Annotated in this window: 14 protein-coding genes; 10 read left to right on the forward strand and 4 right to left on the reverse strand. The window is 70.8% G+C overall.

The window, feature by feature from the left end; all coding sequences use genetic code 11:
- Positions 1-52: 52 nt before the first annotated feature.
- Positions 53-550 carry a GNAT family N-acetyltransferase gene (locus tag ACGH2B_RS27830; RefSeq protein ID WP_399095628.1) on the reverse strand — a complete coding sequence of 166 codons (498 nt, stop codon included), beginning with the start codon at positions 548-550 and terminating at the stop codon, positions 53-55.
- A 167-nt stretch (positions 551-717) separates the two neighbouring features.
- Between ACGH2B_RS27830 and pqqB the strand changes: the two genes are divergently transcribed.
- A complete protein-coding gene (gene pqqB / locus ACGH2B_RS27835; RefSeq protein WP_399095631.1) occupies positions 718-1,653 on the forward strand; it encodes a pyrroloquinoline quinone biosynthesis protein PqqB in 936 nt (311 codons plus the stop codon).
- Between the two features lie 56 nt (positions 1,654-1,709).
- On the opposite strand, the gene ACGH2B_RS27840 is transcribed toward pqqB, so the two are convergent.
- Positions 1,710-3,209 (reverse strand): amidase, encoded by a 1,500-nt coding sequence (locus ACGH2B_RS27840; RefSeq protein WP_399095634.1) that lies wholly within the window; start codon positions 3,207-3,209, stop codon positions 1,710-1,712.
- A 994-nt stretch (positions 3,210-4,203) separates the two neighbouring features.
- On the opposite strand from ACGH2B_RS27840, the gene ACGH2B_RS27845 reads away from it, so the two are divergent.
- The 5 genes from ACGH2B_RS27845 to sbnA all read left to right on the forward strand — a co-directional run bounded on the left by ACGH2B_RS27845 (position 4,204) and on the right by sbnA (position 12,783).
- The gene (locus tag ACGH2B_RS27845) at positions 4,204-6,858 is read left to right on the forward strand and encodes a Pls/PosA family non-ribosomal peptide synthetase (protein WP_399095637.1); all 2,655 of its coding nucleotides are present in this window, start codon (positions 4,204-4,206) and stop codon (positions 6,856-6,858) included.
- Positions 6,859-6,933: 75 nt separating this feature from the next.
- Positions 6,934-9,411: an amino acid adenylation domain-containing protein gene (locus ACGH2B_RS27850; protein ID WP_399095640.1), complete on the forward strand. Its 2,478-nt coding sequence runs from the start codon at positions 6,934-6,936 to the stop codon at positions 9,409-9,411.
- A gap of 295 nt (positions 9,412-9,706) precedes the next feature.
- Positions 9,707-10,711: a TauD/TfdA family dioxygenase gene (locus ACGH2B_RS27855; protein ID WP_399095643.1), complete on the forward strand. Its 1,005-nt coding sequence runs from the start codon at positions 9,707-9,709 to the stop codon at positions 10,709-10,711.
- Positions 10,708-11,760 (forward strand): 2,3-diaminopropionate biosynthesis protein SbnB, encoded by a 1,053-nt coding sequence (gene sbnB, locus ACGH2B_RS27860; RefSeq protein WP_399095646.1) that lies wholly within the window; start codon positions 10,708-10,710, stop codon positions 11,758-11,760. The genes ACGH2B_RS27855 and sbnB overlap by 4 nt, the downstream gene beginning before the upstream one ends.
- A 36-nt stretch (positions 11,761-11,796) precedes the next feature.
- Positions 11,797-12,783 (forward strand): 2,3-diaminopropionate biosynthesis protein SbnA, encoded by a 987-nt coding sequence (sbnA, locus tag ACGH2B_RS27865; RefSeq protein WP_399095649.1) that lies wholly within the window; start codon positions 11,797-11,799, stop codon positions 12,781-12,783.
- Between the two features lie 66 nt (positions 12,784-12,849).
- Here sbnA and ACGH2B_RS27870 read toward each other — a convergent pair whose 3' ends face one another.
- The gene (locus tag ACGH2B_RS27870) at positions 12,850-13,668 is read right to left on the reverse strand and encodes an SAM-dependent methyltransferase (protein ID WP_399095652.1); all 819 of its coding nucleotides are present in this window, start codon (positions 13,666-13,668) and stop codon (positions 12,850-12,852) included.
- A 364-nt stretch (positions 13,669-14,032) separates the two neighbouring features.
- On the opposite strand from ACGH2B_RS27870, the gene ACGH2B_RS27875 reads away from it, so the two are divergent.
- A complete protein-coding gene (locus ACGH2B_RS27875; protein ID WP_399095655.1) occupies positions 14,033-14,569 on the forward strand; it encodes a hypothetical protein in 537 nt (178 codons plus the stop codon).
- A 292-nt stretch (positions 14,570-14,861) separates the two neighbouring features.
- On the opposite strand, the gene ACGH2B_RS27880 is transcribed toward ACGH2B_RS27875, so the two are convergent.
- Complete coding sequence (locus tag ACGH2B_RS27880) at positions 14,862-16,367, reverse strand: cation:proton antiporter (protein ID WP_399095658.1); 1,506 nt, start codon at positions 16,365-16,367, stop codon at positions 14,862-14,864.
- Positions 16,368-16,624: 257 nt separating this feature from the next.
- On the opposite strand from ACGH2B_RS27880, the gene ACGH2B_RS27885 reads away from it, so the two are divergent.
- The 3 genes from ACGH2B_RS27885 to ACGH2B_RS27895 all read left to right on the forward strand — a co-directional run bounded on the left by ACGH2B_RS27885 (position 16,625) and on the right by ACGH2B_RS27895 (position 19,510).
- On the forward strand, positions 16,625-18,226 hold the full coding sequence (locus tag ACGH2B_RS27885; protein ID WP_399095661.1) for an amino acid adenylation domain-containing protein: 1,602 nt from the start codon (positions 16,625-16,627) through the stop codon (positions 18,224-18,226).
- The gene (locus ACGH2B_RS27890; RefSeq protein ID WP_399095664.1) at positions 18,219-18,485 is read left to right on the forward strand and encodes a phosphopantetheine-binding protein; all 267 of its coding nucleotides are present in this window, start codon (positions 18,219-18,221) and stop codon (positions 18,483-18,485) included. Before ACGH2B_RS27885 ends, ACGH2B_RS27890 begins: the two co-directional genes overlap by 8 nt.
- A gap of 68 nt (positions 18,486-18,553) precedes the next feature.
- Entirely contained in the window at positions 18,554-19,510 is a 957-nt protein-coding gene (locus ACGH2B_RS27895) for a chlorinating enzyme (RefSeq protein WP_399095667.1), read from the forward strand.
- Positions 19,511-19,524 lie beyond the last annotated feature (14 nt).

Raw genomic sequence — 19,524 nt, forward strand, 5'->3', positions numbered from 1 at the left:
CCGAGGCGGGCCGGGCCGTTCGCTCCCCCTCGTCACCGGCCGGGCCCCGCCGTCAGCGGGGGAGCAGGTCGCGCCGGTACCAGGCGCCCGGCTCCCCGCCGATGTCGGCCGGGTCCGCCGGGCCGGCCGGGTGGAAACCGGCCTTGAGCAGCACCCGCCGGGACGCGGCGTTCGCGTGGGCGGCGGCCGCCCTCAGGGTGCGCAGCCCGTACCGTTCCGCCGCGAGCAGGCACAGTGCGCGGACGGTCGCGGTCGCCACACCGCGCCCGGCGACGTGTTCCGCGACCCGGTAGCCGAGCGTCGCGGTGCCGTCGGCGAGATCCATCAGGTTGAACCGGCCGAGCACCGCACCGTTTTCGGCGACGAGGACGTGGAAGACGCAGACGCTCGCCTCCTGTTCGGCGATCAGGGCGTCGAACCGGTCGGTGAAGTGGTCGAAGTAGGCGTCGCCGCGGTCGGTGACCGCGGCGGCGAAGTAGGCGCGGTTCGCCCGCTCGAACGCGAGGACCGCCGGGGCATGGCTGCGGTGCAGCCGCATCAGCTCGGGCACCGGGCGACCCTACCCGCGGGGCGCGCCGCTCCGCCGCCCGCGTCGGCTTCCCGGGTGCGCGGGCGTGTTCGTCCGCTCCGTTCGTGGGGAGGTTCCCCGGCGATCGGCAAGGGCCCCGCGTCCGCGGGGCGGCGCGCGGTGCGTGCTGTGAGATGGGGAGGGCGTCGATGAGGGTGAAGGTGCTCGGGACCGCCGCGGGCGGCGGGTTCCCGCAGTGGAACTGCGGATGCGCGCTGTGCGCCCGGTGCCGCCGCGGGGAGTTGCCGCCGCGGTTCCACGACTCCGTGGCCGTCAGCGGCGACGGCCGCGACTGGTGGCTGCTGAACGCCTCACCGGACATCCGGGTGCAGTGGGAGGCGGCGTCCGTACTGGCCGCGGGGCCGGGGCCGCGCGACACCCCGGTGCGCGGCGTGCTGCTGACCGATGCGGAGGTCGACCACACCCTCGGGCTGGCGGTGCTGCGCGGCGGGGCGGATCTGACGGTGTACGCCGCGTCGCCCGTCCACGAGGCGCTCACCACGGCACTGCCGCTGCGGGGCCTGCTGGACCGTTACGCGCCCTGGCGGTGGCAGGACACCGGCGCCGCGACCGTACCCGGGGCGGGGGCCACGGGGTGCGCCGCCTCCGCCGCCTTCCCGCTCTCCGGCGGCCTCACCGTCACCTTTCACCCGGTCGGTACGAAGGCGCCCAAGTACGTCGCGGCGCCCGCCCCCGGGCTCCCCTGGGTGAGCGCCCTGCGGATCGAGGACCCGGCGACCGGCGGCGCCCTGCTCCACGCGCCTTGCCTCGCGACCTGGCCCGACGGGTTCGACGCCCTTCTCGCGTCGGTGACCTGCGCCTTCATCGACGGGACGTTCTTCAGCGCCGAGGAGTTGGGGCAGGCGGTCCGCTCCCCGGACGCGGGGCAGTCCCTGATGGGCCATCTGCCGGCCGGCGGCCCCGGCGGCACCCTCGCCCGCCTCGCCCGCCATCCGGGCCTGCGCCGCCTCTACACCCACTTCAACAACACCAACCCGCTCCTGGACCCGTCCTCCGCCGCCGCCGAGGAGGTGCGGCGCGCGGGCGTGGAGATCCCGGCGGACGGCATGGAGCTGACGGTGTGACGGCCGCGGGGCCGGAGCGGACACGGGCGGTCCGCCCCGGCCCCGCGACACCCGCGTCAGGCGGAGAACGGCGGGCGGTCACCGGCCCACGGAGCGGCCTCCTCCAACTGGGACGCCAGCCGGAACAGCACGTCCTCCCGGCCGTGGGCCGCGATGAGCTGCACCCCGATCGGCAGGCCCTCGGCGTTGCGGTACAGGGGCAGCGAGACGGCGGGCTGGCCGGTGAGGTTGAACGGCATGGTGCAGGCGATGCCCTCGGCGACGCCCGCCACCAGCTCCATCGGCTCCCGCGCGGTCGGCGCCAGTTCGCCCAGCGGCAGCGGCGGCCTGGCGGACGTCGGCATGAGGAGCACATCGACCTCGTTCTCCCACAGGGCGGCGGCCTCGCGCGACCACTCCTGCCACGTCTGCACACCGGAGAGCCACTGCGCCGCCGTGACCGCGCCGCCCGCCTCCGCGAGCGCCGCGTTCATCGGCTCCAGGTCGCCGGGGGTGAGCTGTTCGCCGAGCCGCCGCGACCACTGCTCCAGCTCCCAGGCGAGGACGGCGGCGAACACGGTCGGCAGCGTCTCGAAGAGGGCCGGGGCGTCCAGGGCGGGCGCTGCGGTGGGGGCGACGCGGTGGCCCAGCGTGCCGAGCAGCCGCGCGGTGTGTTCGACCGCCGCCACGCAGTCCGCGTGCGCCGGTCCGCCGCCGCCCGGCGTCGCCGTACGGAAGCCGACGCGCAGCGCGCCCGGGTCGGCGCCGACCTCCTCGCGGAAGGGCCGGAGCGGGGGCGGGGCGGTGTACGGGTCGCCGGGCGCCGCGCCCGCGGTGGCGTCCAGCACCGCCGCGCAGTCGCGGACCGACCGGGTCAGGACGTGCTCATGCGTCACCGGCCCCCAGAACTCGCCGAACCGCGGCCCCAGCGAGGTGCGGCCACGGGTGGGCTTGAGCCCGACGAGTCCGCAGGCGCCCGCGGGTATCCGGATCGACCCGGCCATGTCGTTGCCGTGCGCCACGGGAACCATGCCCGAGGCGACCGCCGCCGCCGAACCGCCGCTCGAACCGCCGGGGGAGCGGGTCAGGTCCCACGGATTACGGGTCGGGCCGTGCGCCAGCGGCTCCGTCGTCACGCTGGTGGCCAGCTCCGGGACGTTGGTCCGGCCGCAGATGACGAAGCCGGCGGACCGGAACCGCGTGGTCAGCGTCGAGTCCTCGGTGGCGCGCCAGTCGCGGTCGCGCAGCGCGCGCATCCCGCTGTGCACGGGGTCGCCTGCGGAGTGGCCCAGGGTGTCCTTCAGCAGCATGGGGACACCGCGGAACGGGCCGTCCGGCAGCGCGGCCGAGCCCGCCGCGGCGCGCGCCTTCTCGAAGAGCGGGGTGATCACCGCGTTGAGCTTGCCGTCGAGCCGTTCGATCCGGGCGATCGCCGCCTCGACCAGCTCCGTCGGCGACAGCACGCCGCGGCGGACCAGGTCGGCCTGTGCCGTCGCGTCCAGCCATGCGAGTTCGTCGTCCGGGATCGGTGTCCCGTCCGGTGTCCGTCCGTCGTCCGTGGCCTGATGATCAGTCATCTCTGCCTCTTCTCTCGCGGTCGTGCCGCCGCGCCCGCGTGGCCGCGGGCGCGGTGCCGCCCACGGTAGAGGCGTGGCGGCCGCACCCGCCGCGCCGTACGCGCGCGGTGGCGCGCCTCGCGGCGGTGCCCGCGTGCCGCCTGCCGCGGCGCGGGCGGTCCTGGCGTGGTCCGGCGGCCTTTCCGGGGCCCGGGAAAAGGGAGTGCGTTCCGGTGGGCGCGGGGCGCGGAGTGTCGAGTGATACGGCCGCGAAGAATTCCCGGAGAAGAATATAAGAATATTCTCGGAGCGCTCTCCGGGGCGCATTCGGCGGGCTGCGGCGCGCCATTACCGGAGTCAGGGTAATTCTTTATCCCCGCCCCGCGATGCGCCGCTCGGTTCACGCCAGCCGGATGCGCCGTCGGGCCCGCCGCCGAGTGCGACCCCCTCGGCGCGTTGCCGCAATTGCCCTCTTTATCCCCTCCCGGGGTGCCCGATAAATAGCATTTACATGCTTTGCGTGCAGGGATCGTGAAGGTGTGCGCCCCGATCGTGCCGCCCTGTGGAGAGCCGGGAGACCCGCAGGTGGCGAACGCCCTCCGGAGAAATGCGCGGGACCCGGCGGCGGATATTCCGATACGGAATGCTGATTCCTCGCCGTGCGTCGCGGACCGGTTTCCTTTGTGGCCTGCACACGGCTGGTTCGGGGGAGAGGGAGAGTTCTACGTTCTTCAACGATCCCATCGGTGGGGACGGGAAAAGGGGGAGCTGTGCGGAAGGAAGAACGAGCGGCGCGCGAACGGCGCCGGTCACCCGGATCTCCGGGCCCCGGCGCACACCGGTGAGCCCCCGGGGCGCACGGACCGGCGCCCCGCCCGGCCCCGGAGCCGGGCGGTGACCCGCGCGCCACCGGAGCACACCACCCCCCGGAACGCCGCCGTGACCACCGCCCTCCGGCCCGCCCGCCACCGCACCCCGTCCGCGCCTGCGGGCACGACGCGTTCAAGGAGTTCACGTGGGGAGAGAAGAACCGGCCGGAACCACCCCCGGCCACCCGGCCACCACCACCCCGGCGACCGCCCCGACGGCCACCACGGACACCACCGCCCCGACGGCCACCACCGGGCCGCCCCCGCCCCCCGGCGACGGGCCCGCCGCCGTAGCCCTGCTGGAGACGGTGTACGCCGCCATCCTCGCCGAGCTCCTGCACACCGAACGGGTGCCCGCCGACAGCCACTTCTTCGCCGACCTCGGCGCCGACTCCCTGGTCATGGCCCACTTCTGCGCCCGCGTCAGAAAACGCGGCGAACTGCCCGCCGTCTCGATGAAGGACATCTACCGGCACCCGACCGTCGCCGCCCTCGCCGCGGCCCGCGCCGGCACCGCCCCTGACGCCCCCGCCGAAACCGGCCCCCCGGCCCCGCCCGAGGAACCCGCCGCCCCACCGCCGGCCCACCCCACCGCACGCTATGTCGCCTGCGGCGCGGCCCAACTGGCCTTCTTCCTCGGCTACTCCTGGCTCATCGCCTCCGCCACCACCCACGGCTACACCTGGGTCGCCGACGCCCCGTCACCCCTGGCCCGCTACGGCCGGGCGGTCGCCTTCGGCGCCGCCGAGTTCACCGGCCTGAGCGCCTTCCCCGTCCTGGTCAAATGGCTGCTCATCGGGCGCTGGACGGCCCGCGAGTTCCCCGTCTGGGGCACCACCTATCTGCGCTTTTGGACCGTCAAGGTCCTGGTGCACGCCAACCCCGTACTGCTCTTCGTCGGCAGCCCGCTGCACACGCTCTACCTGCGGGCGCTCGGCGCGAAGATCGGACGCCACGTCACGATCCTCTCCCGCTCCCTCCCCGTCTGCACCGACCTGCTCACCATCGGCGCCGGCTCGGTGATCCGCAAGGACTCCTTCTTCCTCTGCTACCGGGCCCACGCCGGACGCATCCGCACCGGACCCGTCACCCTCGGCCGGGACACCTTCGTCGGCGAACGCACCGTCCTGGACATCGACACCGCGATGGGCGACGGCGCCCAACTCGGCCACACCTCCACCCTCCGCCGCGGCGACACCGTCCCCGCCGGACAGCGCTGGCACGGCTCCCCGGCCCGTCCCACCGACGTCAACTACGTCCGCGTCGCGCCCAGGCCCTGCGGCACCCTGCGCCGGGCCGCCTTCGGCGCCGCGGACCTCGCCAGGACCCTGCTCGTCGGCATCCCGCTGACCCTCTCGCTGCTCTCCCTGCTGTGGACCGGGCTACCGGTCATCGGCGGCCACGGCGACCTCGACGAACAACCGCCGGCCTCCGCCGTCTTCCACCTCAACGCCCTGCTGCTCTCCGGAGCGCTCTTCTTCGGCGCCGTCACCCTGGGCCTGGCCGTGCTCCTCACCGTCCCGCGCCTGCTGCGCCGCGCGATCACCCCCGGCACCGTCCATCCGCTGTACGGCCTGCGCTACGGCACCCACCGCGCCCTCGTCCGCCTGACCAACGTCAAATTCTTCATCCAGCTCTTCGGCGACAGCAGCTACATCGTCCCCTACCTGCGAGGACTGGGGTACGACCTGTCCCGCGTCGAACAGACCGGCTCCAACTTCGGCTGCTTCGTCCAGCACGACTCGCCGTTCCTCAGCTCCGTCGGCAGCGGCACGATGATCGCCGACGGCCTCTCCCTCATGAACGCCGAGTACTCCGGCTCGTCCTTCCGCCTCACCCGCACCGCGATCGGCCGCCGCAACTTCCTCGGCAACTACATCGCCTACCCCGCGGGCGGCCGCACCGGCGACAACTGCCTCCTGGCGACCAAGGCGATGGTCCCGCTCGACGGCGAGATCCGCACCGGCGTCGGACTCCTGGGCTCACCCAGCTTCGAGATCCCCCGCACCGTCGAACGCGACGCCCGCTTCGACCATCTGCGCACCGGCGACACCTTCCGCGACCGCCTCGCCGCGAAGAACCGCTACAACCTCCGCACCATCGCCCTGTTCCTCCTCATCCGCTGGGCCCACTTCCACGGCCTCCTCCTGCTGGCCCTGGTCACCACCGGCGGCGACGACCTGACCGGCACCCTGCTGGAGTCGGTGTTCCTGGTCGCCGCCATGGCGTACACCGCCCTCTACTACGCGCTCGTCGAGCGGTGCCTGACCCGCTTCCGCCCGCTGCGCCCCGAGGTCAGCTCCATCTACGACCGGAACTTCTGGCACCAAGAACGCCTGTGGAAGGTGCCCGAGACCCACTTCAACGCGCTCAACGGCACCCCGTTCAAAAGCCTGCTGTGGCGGCTGCTCGGCGTCCGGACCGGCCGCCGGATCTTCGACGACGGCTGCATCCTCACCGAACGGACCCTCACCGCCATCGGCGACGACTGCACCCTGAACGCCGGCAGCAAGATCCAGTGCCACTCCCAGGAGGACGGCACCTACAAGTGTGACCACACCGTCCTCGCCGCCGGCTGCACCCTCGGCGTCGGCGCCCTCGTCCACTACGGCGTGACGATGGGGACCGGCGCGGTGCTCGGCGCCGACTCCTTCCTGATGAAGGGCGAGGACGTCCCCGCGCACGCCCACTGGGCGGGCAACCCGGCAGCCCCCGCGGACCCCGACCGCCACCCGTCGCCCCCGCCACCGCCCCGCCCCCGCGACCCCGGCGCCACCGCCCCCGCACCCGCCCCGCGCTGACCCGCCGTCGGCCCACCCCCCCCGTACGCCCCGCGGCTTCGCCGTGCCCGCACCGCACGGCAGGAAGGGAACCCCATGACGCGACCGACCGGCACCGACCAGGAGTACTGGCGCACCGTCCTCACCGGCGCGGGCTTCACCGCCGTCCCCCGATGGGCCCCCGAACCCGTCCCCGGCATCGCCACCCACGACCTGACGCTCCCCGACGACCTCATGGCACAGCTCGACCGCTGGGGCGGCGAACACGGCGTCCCCCGGGAGGCGATCTGGCTCGCCGCGCACACCCGGGTGCTCGCCGCCCTCTCCGGGGAACGCGAGGTCACCACCGGCTGCACCACCGCCGCCCCCGGCCCCGCCCTGCCCTGCCGCCTCTCCGCCACCCCCGTCACCTGGCGCGAACTGGCCCAGGAAGCCGCCCGCGCCCTCACCGACACCGCCGCCCACCGCCACTGCTCGGTACCCCGCCTCGCCGCCCGACTCGGCCTGGACACCGTCCTGTTCGAGGCCGAACTCGATCCGTACGGCCACGGCGGCGACCCGCTCGGCACCAGCGTGCTGCGGCTCTCGGTGCTCCGCCACGGCACCGGCGCCCGGCTGCGGACCCGCCACCGCACCGACGCGCTGGACGCGGAGAGCGCCGCCCGGATCGCCGGCTACCACCGCACCGCCCTCACCCACTTCGCCGCCGACCCCGACGCCCCGTACGGCCGCGTCAGCCTGCTCTCCGAAGCCGAACGCCGCTTCCAGCTCGACGAATTGGCCGGGCCCCACCGCCCGCTGCCCGACCGCCGCTTCCACGAACTCTTCGAGGAACGCGCCCGCGCCCACCCGGACACCGTCGCCGCCACCTGCGGCGACCGCCACCTCACCTACCGGGAACTCAACGCCCGCGCCAACCGCCTCGCCCACGCCCTCCTGGCCCAGGGCCTGACCCGCGAAGCCGTCGTCGCCGTCGTCACCGAACGCACCCTCGACTGGATGGCCGCCGTCCTCGCCGTGTTCAAGGCGGGCGGCGTCTACCTCCCCGTCGAACCGCACTTCCCGCCCGACCGCATCGCCGCCATGCTCACCCGCGCCGGCTGCCGCCTCGCCCTGACCGAACCCGGCGCCACCACCACCTTCGACCGGGCCCGCGCCCTCCTGCCCGACCTTTGCGCCCTCGGCATCGACACCGCCCTCGCCGCCGGCCACCCCACCCACGACCCCGGCGTACGGGTCGCCGCCGGCCAGCTCGCCTACCTCTACTTCACCAGCGGCTCCACCGGCGAACCCAAGGGCGCGCTGTGCGAACACGCCGGCTTCCTCAACCACCTCTACGCCAAGATCGCCGACCTGGGCATCGCCGAGGGCGCCGTCGTCGCGCAGACCGCGCCCCAGTGCTTCGACATCTCCCTGTGGCAACTGGTCGCCGCCCTCCTCACCGGCGGCCGCACCCACCTCGTCGAACAGCCGGTGATCCTCGACGTGGCCCGCTTCGTCGACACCCTCGCCACCGCCCGCGTCACCGTCCTCCAGGTCGTCCCCTCCTACCTCGAAGCCGTCCTCACCCACCTGGAACGCACCCCCCGCCTCCTCCCGGACCTGCGCTGTGTCTCGGCCACCGGCGAAGCGCTCAAGAAGGGCCTGGTCCAACGCTGGTTCGCCGCCCACCCCGGCGTCCGCCTCGTCAACGCCTACGGACTGACCGAGACCTCCGACGACACCAACCACGAGGTGATGGACCGCGCCCCCGACGGCGACCGCGTCCCGCTCGGCCGCTGCGTCCCCAACGCCCGCGTCTACGTCACCGACGAGCACCTGGAGCCGGTCCCGCTCGGCGCCCCCGGCCAGATCGTCTTCTCCGGCGTCTGCGTCGGCCGCGGCTACGTCAACGACCCCGAACGCACCCGCCTCGCCTTCGGCGACGACCCGCACCGCCCCGGCGAACGCCTCTACCAGGGCGGCGACATCGGCCGGTGGTTGCCGGGCGGGAAGCTGGAGTTCCTCGGCCGCCGCGACGCCCAGGTCAAGATCCGCGGCTTCCGCATCGAGATCGGCGAGATCGAGAACGCGCTGCTGCGGGTGGACGGCGTCCACGACGGCGCGGTCGTGGTGAGCGGCGACGGCCACCACCTCGTCGCCTTCTACAGCGGCCCGCGCCCCCTGGACCCCGGCACCCTGCGCACCCGGCTGAGCCGGTCACTGCCCGCGTACATGGTGCCGACCGCCTTCCACTGGCACGCCCGGCTGCCGCTCACCGCCAACGGCAAGACCGACAAGCGGACCCTGGCCGCACTCGCCGACCGCCCCGCCTCCGGGGCGGAACGGCACCGTCCCCCGCACACCCCCGCCGAACGGCGACTGGCCCGCGCCTGGGCCACGGCCCTGGGCGTCCCCGAGGACACCGTCGGCCGCCATGACCACTTCTTCGACGGCGGCGGCACCTCACTCACAGCGGTGAGACTCGTGATCGCCCTCGACCGGGCCGTCTCCCTCAAGGACGTCATCCACCGCCCCGTCCTCGCCGACCTGGCCACCCTCCTCGACGACGAACGCGCCCCTGACCTGCGGTGACGCGGCGTCTCCCGCGTGCCCGGCGGGGGGAGGGCTACCCAGCCGGGCGACCGCGACCGGCCCCGCCACGACCGCACGCCGATCCCGGCGCCGACCGCACGACGGCCCCGCCCGCAGAAGCGACAACTCCGGCCGGGCCGGTACCCGCACCGCGGACCCGCGCCGCCGGGCCCCCACACCCCGCCCGGGAAACCACGGATCCTCCGCGGAATCAAACCGTCCACGGACACCACGCATCCACCGGACCCACACCACCCGTAGGACCCACGAAAACACGAAACACGGAAGAGGTCCCATGGCATCGCCCCCCTCACCGCCCCTGCCCGCCCCCCTCCTGCCGTCCGGCCGCCCACCGCTCCTGACCGTCGAGCCCGGCGGCGACCCGGCGCACTGGGCGGCCCGGCACCGCGCCGCCCTGCGCGCCCTCGTCACCGACCACGGCGCCCTCCTCGTCCGCGGCCTCGGCCTGCGCGACGCCGCCACCACCACCGCCGTCCTCACCGCCCTCGCCGACGACCTGATGGCCGAGACCGAGAGCTTCGCCCCCCGCTCACCCCGCGGCACCGGCACGTACACCACCACCCCGTGGCCCCCCAACCAGCAGATGTGCGCCCACCACGAACTCAGCTACACCACCGAGTTCCCCGGCCTGCTGCTCTTCGCCTGCCTCACCGCGCCCGACGACGGCGGGGCGACGACGGTGGCCGACGCGGGCGCCGTCCTCGACGCACTGCCCCGCCGGCTGGTCCGGCGCTTCACCCGCCAGGGCTGGCTGCTCACCCGCACCTACAACGGCGAGATCGGCGCCTCCGTGACCGAAGCCTTCGGCACCGACGACCGCGCCGCCGTCGCCCGCCACTGCCACACCCACGCCATCGCCCACCGCTGGCAGCCCGACGGCACCCTGACCACCCGTCAGCGCCGCAGCGCCGTCGTCCGGCACCCGGTCACCGGCCGCCGCTGCTGGTTCAACCAGATCGCCTTCCTCAACGAATGGACGCTCGACCCCGGCATCCGGGAATACCTCATCGACAGCTACGGCCCCGACGGACTGCCGTTCAACACCCGCTACGGCAACGGCGACCCGCTCGAACCCGGGACCGTCGAGCTGCTCAACGACGTCTACCGCGCCCACACCCGCCACACCGCGTGGCGCTCCGGAGACCTGCTGCTCGTCGACAACATCCGCACCGCACACGGCCGGGAACCCTTCCACGGCCCCCGCGAAATCCTGGTCGCCCTGGCCGACCGGGTGTCCCTGACCGACTGCTCGCCCACCATCGAGGTGACCGCCGTATGACCGTCAACCCGCTCACCGACCGTCCCACCGCCCCCGCACCGTCGTTCGCGGTGATCCCCGGCAGCCAGGTCCAGCGCGCCCTGACCGGCCGGGCACCCGAGATCGTCGGCCTCGTCGAAGCCACCTACCGCCTGCACGGCGACGGCCACTCGGTCAACCCGCCCTCGTATTTCCTGAAGTTCCCCGACCGTCCCACGTCCCGCATCATCGCGCTGCCCGCCTCGCTCGGCGGCGGTGCGCCGGTCGACGGGATGAAGTGGATCTCCAGCTTCCCCGCCAACGTCGGCGCCGGCATCCCCCGCGCCTCCGCGGTGCTGATCCTCAACGACCACGTCACCGGTTATCCGTTCGCCTGCCTGGAGAGTTCCATCATCAGCGCCACCAGGACGGCGGCGTCGGCCGCGCTCGCCGCCGACCGGCTCAGCCGCGGCCGCCCCCGCCCCCGCCGCATCGGCTTCTTCGGCACCGGACTGATCGCCCGCTACATCCACACCTTCCTCGCGGAGACCGGCTGGGAGTTCGACCACACCGGTGTCCACGACCTCTCCGCCGACAGCGCGGCCGGATTCCGCCTCTACCTGGAACAGTCCGGCGCCGGCCCGGTCACCGTCCACCCCGCCGCCGAGGACCTCATCCGCACCAGCGATCTCGTCGTCTTCGCCACCGTCGCCGGAAAGCCGCACGTCGACGACGCGGCGTGGTTCGCCCACCACCCGCTGGTCCTGCACATCTCGCTGCGCGACCTCGCCCCCGAAATCCTCCTCACCGCCGCCAACGTCGTCGACGACATCGACCACTGCCTCAAGGCGGAAACCTCCCCCCACCTGGCCGAACAGCTCACCGGCAACCGCGGCTTCCTCACCGGCACCCTCGACGACGTCATCGCCGGCCGGGTCACCGTCCCCGCCGACCGCACCGTGATCTTCTCCCCCTTCGGCCTGGGCGTCCTCGACCTCGCGGTCGGCCGGTACGTCTACGACGAGGTGGCCCGCGCCGGCGAACTCCACCGTGTCGACGACTTCTTCCACGAACTCCGCCGCCATGGCTGACCGGCCCGCAGCGCCGCGGCCGAGGAGGGCAGCGGCATGACGATCATCACTGGGCCCGCGGAGTTCAACGCCGAGGACCTCTACGTCGACCTGCGGCCGATCGTGCGCCACCCCCTCTTCCTCAAATGCGAGGGCTTCAACTTCGCCGGCTCCATCAAACTCAAGGCCGCCGCCGCGATGGTCGAGGCGGCCGAACGCGACGGCACCCTCAAACCCGGCTCCGTCCTCGTCGAATCCTCCTCCGGCAACCTCGGCGCCGCCCTCGGCATCATCGCCGCCGGCAAGGGCTACGGATTCCTCTGCGTGACCGACGCCCGCTGCAACCTCTCGGTCCGCCGGTTCATCGAGGCGATGGGCGGCCGCGTCCACATCATCGCGGAACCCGCGGCCGACGGCGGCCTGCTCGGCGCACGGCTGGCCCACGTCACGGCGTTGTGCGCCGCCGACGACCGGTACGTCTGGCTCAACCAGTACACCAACGCCCACAACTGGAAGGCCCACTACCGCACCACCGCACCCGGCATCGCCCACCACTTCCCGCGCCTGGACGTCCTGTTCGTCGGCGCCGGCACCACCGGCACCCTGATGGGCTGCGCCCGCTACTTCCGCGAACGCCACCCGGCGGTGCAGATCGTCGCCGTGGACAGCGCCGGTTCGGTCACCTTCGGCGGCGAACCCGGCCGCCGCATGATCCCCGGCCTGGGCGCCGGCGTCCGCCCCGCCCTCCTCGACGAGGACTACGTGGACGAGGTGATCCACGTCGAGGAGACCGACACCGTCCGCACCTGCCACCGCCTGGCCCGCCGCGGCTTCCTCTTCGGCGGCTCCACCGGCACCGTCGTCAGCGGCGCCACCACCTGGCTCACCCACCACGGCAACCCCCGCCTCACCGCCGTGGCAATAGCCCCTGACCTGGGCGAACGCTATCTGGACACCATCTACCGGACCAACTGGCTGCACGCCCTCTACGGCGAGGACGTCCTCGGCCCCGACCCGCTCACGCCGGACCTCGAATCGGCCTGACCTCACCCCGGACGGCCCCGCCCGGCCCCGGGAAGCCACCCCGGGCCCGGCGGCGCCCGCCCCGCCTCACACCTTCCGCGCCAGCCCCCCGACGATGAGCTGCTCCCAGACCGTCAGCCCGGCCTCCGCCGCCCCGGCGTGGAGCGGGTCCGGCGCCGCCTTCGGACGCCACAGCGAACTGGGCACGATCCCCGGCTCCAGGATCTCCAGGTCACCGAAGAGCGCGCGGATCTCCTCGTCGGTGCGCCACCGGCCCCGCCCGAACGTCGACTGGAGCACCGCCTCCGCCTCCGTGGTCTGCGGATTGCCGCCGCTGCGGAAGTGCGAGACGAAGAAGTAACTGCCCGACGGCACCTGCTCCTGCCAGTAACGGACGAGGGAGCGCGGGTCCTCGTCATCGTTGATGTGGTGCAGGATCGCGCTGAGCACCACCGCCACCGGCCGGCCGAAGTCGATCAGCTCCACCGTGTCCGGGTGCTCCCGGACGCTTTGCGGATCGCGGACGTCCGCCTGGAGAACCCGGGTGTGCGGGTTGTCCTCCAGCAGCGCCCGGCCGTGGGCCAGGACGATCGGATCGTTGTCGACGTAGACCACCCGCGCGCCGGGGCGGTGCCGCTGCGCGACCTGATGGACGTTGTCCGCGGTCGGCAGCCCGCTGCCCATGTCGATGAACTGGTCGATCCCGGCGAGCGCCATCTCCCGCACGGCCCGCACCAGGTTCTGCCGGTTGGCGTGTGCGATGGCCACCGAGCCCGGCATGTCGTGCTTGAACGTATCTCCTACGGCACGGTCGACGACGTAGTTGTCCTTGCCGCCCAGCAGATAGTCGTAGACCCGGGCGATGCTCGGCTTCGACTGATCCACGCCGGAAAAGCCCTCGGTCATCACAACTGCCTTCCTGCCGACGGAAAATGCCTGGTGGTCATGGTAGAAGCAGCCGAACCGGCCGGTAGGCGAGGGGCGCGCCTCCGCCCCGGCGGAGCACCCGCCCGCCCTCGGCCGCTGCCGCGCGGCCGGCCCCGGCGCCCCGCACCGGCCCCTCCCGTCCACCCGCCCGGCCCGCCGACGGCCCCCGGCTCCCGAACGGACGTAGCGGTAACCGGAGCTGTGTCGGAACGGTTTCGTCCCGTTTCTGGGCTTGTGCCGTGCGCGGCCCCAGGCGTCCCCCGGATCGGCGCCGGAGGGATGGTGTCAGCCGGTTACTGTGAAATTACGCTGCGCTGTCCACGCGCGGCGGGGGAGGAAATCTGTGTCTTCGCTCTGCGGCCCCGAACACGCTCCGGTCGGCGACGTGGGTACGGCGCTTCTGATGATCGACTCCCGGCTCAAGTCGATCTACGACAGAACGGACGAGGACGATCCCGAACAGCGCGCCCTGAACGACCGGTTGGCCGCCTCCATGGGCCCCGACGGCGCCGATGAGGTGCTGGACGGCGCCTGCACGCTCATCTACATGTACATGCAGTGGCTGCGCAGAGCCCACGAGGAACACGACAAGGACGTCATCGAGTACGTGGTGCCCCACCTCGTGGCGACGATGCGGATGATGACCAGGAGCATCCGCCCCGAGGCCATCCCCACCATGTCCGGCCTCCTCGTCGCCGCGGCGCTCGACCTCAGCCCCAACCTGTGGCGCAAACAGTACGGCTACTGGACCGAGGCGGAGATGAACCCCCTGGAGGCCACCGCCTTCCTCCTCGCCGAGTACATCAACCGCATCACCGACGACCGCACCTTCGCCACCCGCCTCATCACCGACGCACTGACCCGCGCGGACGAGGAATGACGGACCGGGAGCGGCGCCTTCGGGACACCGCCCGCCTCGCACGGAGACGGGAGATGACTCCAGGGGCGCCTTTCCGCCGTGGGGGCCGGCCCCGCCCGTACCGGCGGCCTCGGGGGAGGGCCACCGGTACGAGGAGCGTCAGTGGCGGTACGGCCGCGACCGGGGCCGGCGCCAGGGCCAGGAGCGGGTCGACTCGCTCATCGCCAGCCGGGCACCACTATGGAACCGGCCATCACGAGGTCCGCGCGAAGCCTCCGCAAGTGCTGCCTTGCCTCGGCCGCTTGCTGACCCCTCAGCTCAGGTCGCCAGCCTGCCGCTCTTCCCGGCTCGGTGACGGGTCTGCAGTGACGGCCTTGAGGTCCGGTGCCTCTGCGAGTGCTTCCGTACGTCCTTGAGGCTCGTCCGGTTCGTGGCTTCCGTAGCCCAGAAGCCGCAGCAGTGGGCCGGTCATCATGGTGGTCACGAGGGCGACGATCGTGAGGATGCCTGCGAGGGACCGATCGATGATCTGTGTCTGGTATCCGATCTGGATGACCACGAGCTCGGTGAGACCTCGCGAGTTGAGCAGGACACCCAGAGCGATTGCGGGGCGCCATTGCGCTCCTGTGACGCGTGCGCACAGTGTTGGCCCAATGATCTTGGCGCCTACTGCGGCCACCAGGAGCACGGCGAGTGTGGCCAGTGTTGGCCCATCCCATACCAGCGTGCTGAGGTCTGTGGTGAGACCGAAGGTGAAGAAGAAGAAGGGCAGCAGTACGGTCTTGGGCACGGCGGTCAGCCGATCCGCCACCGCAGTCGCTCCCGTGTGGGTCGCCGGCCAGGCAAGGCCCATGAGCAGTCCACCGATGAGCTGGTGAATCCCGACCGCCGCAGTGAGGGCAGAGGCAGCCAGGACACCTACTGCCAGCAGGACTGTGGCGGTGCTCCCCGCTGGCGGACCACTGCTGTTGTGGCCTGTTTCGGTCCAGCGTGCCAATGCGCGGCGCAGCGGGACGAGGAAGAACGCGACGATGAGCGCAGCCAGCAGGCCGTTGACCAGTAGCTGGCTCGCATCGCCTCCGTTGACGAGGGTGAGGATCGCGGCCAGAACGAGCCAGCTACCACCGTCCCCTACCGCTGCGGCGAACAGGCTCAGCTGTCCGGGCAACGTGTAGGTCAGTCGCAGGTCGAACAGGATGCGCGCGAGGACCGGGAAGGCTGTGATGCTGAGGGCGCATCCCAGGAAGAGGACGAAGGCAAGCGGGTGTCCGGCGTCTCCGCCGTAGCGGCCGAACAGAGGCAGGGCGACTGCCGCACCGGCGGCGAAGGGCACCAATAGCGAGGCCTGGCTGACCAACAGTGCTTGCCTGGCCGCGCCCTTCAGCCGCACGCCGGCGAGTTCGCGGCCGACGCCGAACATGAAGAGGACGAGCCCGAGTTGGGACAGCCCGCCCAGCATGGGCAGTACAGCCGGGGGGAACAGCCAGGCGGCGGCACCGGGAGCTGCGTGGCCTAAAAGCGAGGGGCCGACGGCCAGACCCGCGCAGATCTCGCCGATGACGGGCGGCTGTCCCAGCCGGCGTGCGAGCAGACCACCACAGAGGGCAGCCGCCAGCACGACCGCTGCGCTGACCAGGAAGTGGCCGGTGGTGTCGAGTCCGTGGGAGACCGGGCTGTGGGACGTTCTGGGGCTGCCACCGACGGCAGCGCGGGCTGCCACGAAAGCGACTGCGGCGATAGGCAGAATCGTCGTTCCGGCAACGGCGAAGATGAGCGCCCTGCCGGTTGGTGCTGCCCTGTTACGGGAAAGCGGAAACATGGCTTCAGGCTCCCATCGGAGAGTATGCCGTTTCTGTTCGGCGCCTCGGGCGAATGATTACTCACGGCTACCGCCAAGTTGTCCGGCGGTCAAACTAGGCACACTCCCGGTCACCGCGGCGGGTGTTTGATTACGGTGTGGTGTAGATCACATTTGATTGATCTACTTTCGATCCGAAGCGTGCGGATGTAACGATGTGATCGAAAGTTGACGCGAGCGGAACCTTCCTGCCGGGTAACGACGCTCACTGGAGAACTGTGTCAGAGTTGAATCGGCCCGATTCGCCTAACCCGCATTCCGACGTCACATTGACGAGCTTATTCCTCGCCATCACGCAACGTTTCCCAGACCATGTCGCCGTGCGCGTAAATGACGACGCGATCTCCTATGCGGATCTGCAGAACTGGTCCTTAAGAATTGCCGATCACCTTCGCGATCACGGTGTTTCACGCGGTGCCAGAGTCGCCCTCCGGCTCCCCGCGGGCATGACAGCGATAGCGGCACTGCTGGGAATTCTTCGAGTCGGAGCCGCATACGTTCCGCTCGATGTGAGAAATCCCCCGGCCCGCAACACCTTCATCGTTGCCGACAGTCAGGCGGCTGCTCTCATCGGCGATATTGAAGGTCTGGAGGAGTTCGCCGGTCCGATCCTCACGGAGGCTGCTGCTACAGCGCTGCGCACGGCCTCAAATCTTCCGGATCGAGAAATTCCAGATGCCGTTTTCCCGGAAAAGGAAGATACGGCTTATATCATCTACACTTCCGGCACCACTGGTAAGCCTAAAGGGGTTCCAGTTCGCCATGCGAGCGCGGTGGCGCTCTTCGATGCGACGCGGAAGCTGTTTGACTTCTCCAGCTCCGATCGCTGGCTCCTCTTCCACTCCATGGCTTTTGATTTCTCCGTGTGGGAAATATGGGGGGCTCTCACGACCGGGGCGGAACTCGTGGTCCTTCCCTACTGGACTGCACGAGTTCCGGCGGAGACGGCACGGTTCGTCCGCGACAACGGCATCACCGTGCTGAACCAGACACCCACTGCCTTCGGCGCCTTGGCCTCGGCCACCCACGAAGCAGGCATCAACCTCCCGGATCTTCGGTATGTGATCTTCGGAGGGGAAAAATTCACGCCCTCCTTGGTGCAGTCCTGGGCCAAGGAACACGGGCTTGAGAAACCTTGTCTCGTCAACATGTACGGAATAACCGAAACAACCGTGCATGCAACGTTCCACCAGTTGGTCCCGGAAGACCTCCTGTCCGATGAATCAGTGATCGGAAACCCGCTGCCCGGGTTCTCCTACAAGGTGGTTGCAGAGGACGGGAGCGAGGTTGCCCCTGGCGAGACGGGAGAACTCCTGCTCGCAGGTCCGCAGGTAAGCCACGGATACCTCAACCGACCTGAACTCACCGCGCAGCGGTTCACCTTGGAGACGAATGAGGAAGGCCGGCCGGAAGAACGCCGCTTCTACCATTCCGGCGACCTGGTCGCCAGCCGGCCCGACGGCTCTCTGGTCTATCACGGCCGAGCAGACCTGCAGGTCAAGCTTCGCGGACACAGGATTGAACTGAGCGACGTGGAGAGTGCGGTGCGCTCGAACCCGAACATCGCGGACGCGGTGGTGTGGGTCCGGGAATACGGCCCCACAGACAGCAGGCTGGTGTGCGCCTATACCGTCACCGCTGACAGGACGAGCGAAATCACCACTCGAGGCATACGAGAGTTCATTCGGTCGGCGCTACCGTCGTACATGCACCCCTCCCGGTATCTGGAACTACCCGACATCCCCCTGACCATCAACGGGAAAGCCGACCGGGCTGCAGTGGCCCGCGTCTTCGAAGAAAGGCAGCAAAGCAATGTCTGACGGCTTGCGTGCAGCTACATCGCCGGTCAATCTCGAAGAAATCCGGCAGGACACCCTGGAGTGGGTCTCCGAACTCCTCGAAGAGCCCGCAAAATCCGAGGACAACTTCCTCGACTTGGGCGGTCATTCCATGCTGGCCTTGCAGTTGAGTGGACGCGCCAAGGAAAAGTATGGCGCCGAGTACGACATCAAGACTCTTTTCGAGGCCACGCTGGAAAAGGCCGCGGCCGATCTGGCCTCGCGCGCAGCCACGGCGTAATTCACCGCCCGCCGAGACGTCCGACCCCGACCCAGCATCAGTGCAGCGAACCGAAGGGCGAGACATACATGAGCACCAGTGAGCAGACCGACTTCCGCCTCAGCGCAGAGGAGGTCTCGAAGTTTGAGAACGACGGCTTCATCGGCCCCATCAAAATCTACGAGCCGGAGGAGATGGACGAGCGCTGGAATGCCATCCGCCGTCAACTGCCGGACCGCTCGCGTGCCATTTACCCCGACGACGCGCTGGGCGCCGTCACCAACATCTCCAACTATGACCGGCACCTCGATGTCGACCTGCTGTCGCAGCACATCATGAACGAGCGCATCGTCGACCGCGTGGCCTCTCTGCTGGGCCCCGACGTTCTGTGCTGGCGTACCGAGTTCTTCCCGAAGTACCCGGGCGACGAGGGAACGGACTGGCACCAGGCATCCACCTTCGCCAATGCCAGCAAGAAGCCCCAGATCGCCTGGCCCTCGATCGACGGGCAGCCGGCCTTCGGCGGCACCATCACCGTTTGGACGGCCTTCACCGACTCCACGCTGGAGAACGGGTGCCTTCAGCTCATGCCGGGCACGCACAAGCACATGAACTACGACGAGTCTCTGCCCATGGACTACAACCCTGACGCGATCAACGACCGCGACAAGGATGGCATCAAGCGAGGCTTCTTCGGCTACGACTACCGCCAGTTGCAAAAGGACCCCGACTGGAAGCCTGACGAGTCGCAGGCCTTCCCGCTGGTCATGAAGAAGGGCGAATGCGTCATCTTCTGGTCCACGCTGATGCACGCCTCTCTCCCTCACACGGGGAGCAACAAGGACTACCGCATGGGATTCGCCGCGCGGTACGTCCCCACCCAGGTACACGTCTACCCGGGAACCGAGAGCGTCGCCGAATACGGGGGCGGTATTCCCCTCGACAAGTACGGAGCTGTCGTCGTCAGCGGCGAGGACACCTACGGAGTGAACAGGATCGCGACCGAGAGCCAGACCGGTTTCAGGTTCGTCCCCCGTCGCTTCTGAGGGTCTGTGATATT

The sequence above is a fragment of the Streptomyces sp. BBFR2 genome (assembly GCF_044497305.1).
Classification (GTDB): domain Bacteria; phylum Actinomycetota; class Actinomycetes; order Streptomycetales; family Streptomycetaceae; genus Streptomyces.

What these genes read in the sequence shown, in the direction of transcription:
- pqqB (WP_399095631.1), top strand. Translation starts at nt 718, where the DNA reads ATGAGGGTGAAGGTGCTCGGGACCGCCGCGGGCGGCGGGTTCCCGCAG.
- ACGH2B_RS27840 (WP_399095634.1), bottom strand. Translation starts at nt 3,209, where the DNA reads ATGACTGATCATCAGGCCACGGACGACGGACGGACACCGGACGGGACA.
- ACGH2B_RS27850 (WP_399095640.1), top strand. Translation starts at nt 6,934, where the DNA reads ATGACGCGACCGACCGGCACCGACCAGGAGTACTGGCGCACCGTCCTC.
- ACGH2B_RS27855 (WP_399095643.1), top strand. Translation starts at nt 9,707, where the DNA reads ATGGCATCGCCCCCCTCACCGCCCCTGCCCGCCCCCCTCCTGCCGTCC.
- sbnB (WP_399095646.1), top strand. Translation starts at nt 10,708, where the DNA reads ATGACCGTCAACCCGCTCACCGACCGTCCCACCGCCCCCGCACCGTCG.
- sbnA (WP_399095649.1), top strand. Translation starts at nt 11,797, where the DNA reads ATGACGATCATCACTGGGCCCGCGGAGTTCAACGCCGAGGACCTCTAC.
- ACGH2B_RS27870 (WP_399095652.1), bottom strand. Translation starts at nt 13,668, where the DNA reads ATGACCGAGGGCTTTTCCGGCGTGGATCAGTCGAAGCCGAGCATCGCC.
- ACGH2B_RS27880 (WP_399095658.1), bottom strand. Translation starts at nt 16,367, where the DNA reads ATGTTTCCGCTTTCCCGTAACAGGGCAGCACCAACCGGCAGGGCGCTC.
- ACGH2B_RS27890 (WP_399095664.1), top strand. Translation starts at nt 18,219, where the DNA reads ATGTCTGACGGCTTGCGTGCAGCTACATCGCCGGTCAATCTCGAAGAA.
- ACGH2B_RS27895 (WP_399095667.1), top strand. Translation starts at nt 18,554, where the DNA reads ATGAGCACCAGTGAGCAGACCGACTTCCGCCTCAGCGCAGAGGAGGTC.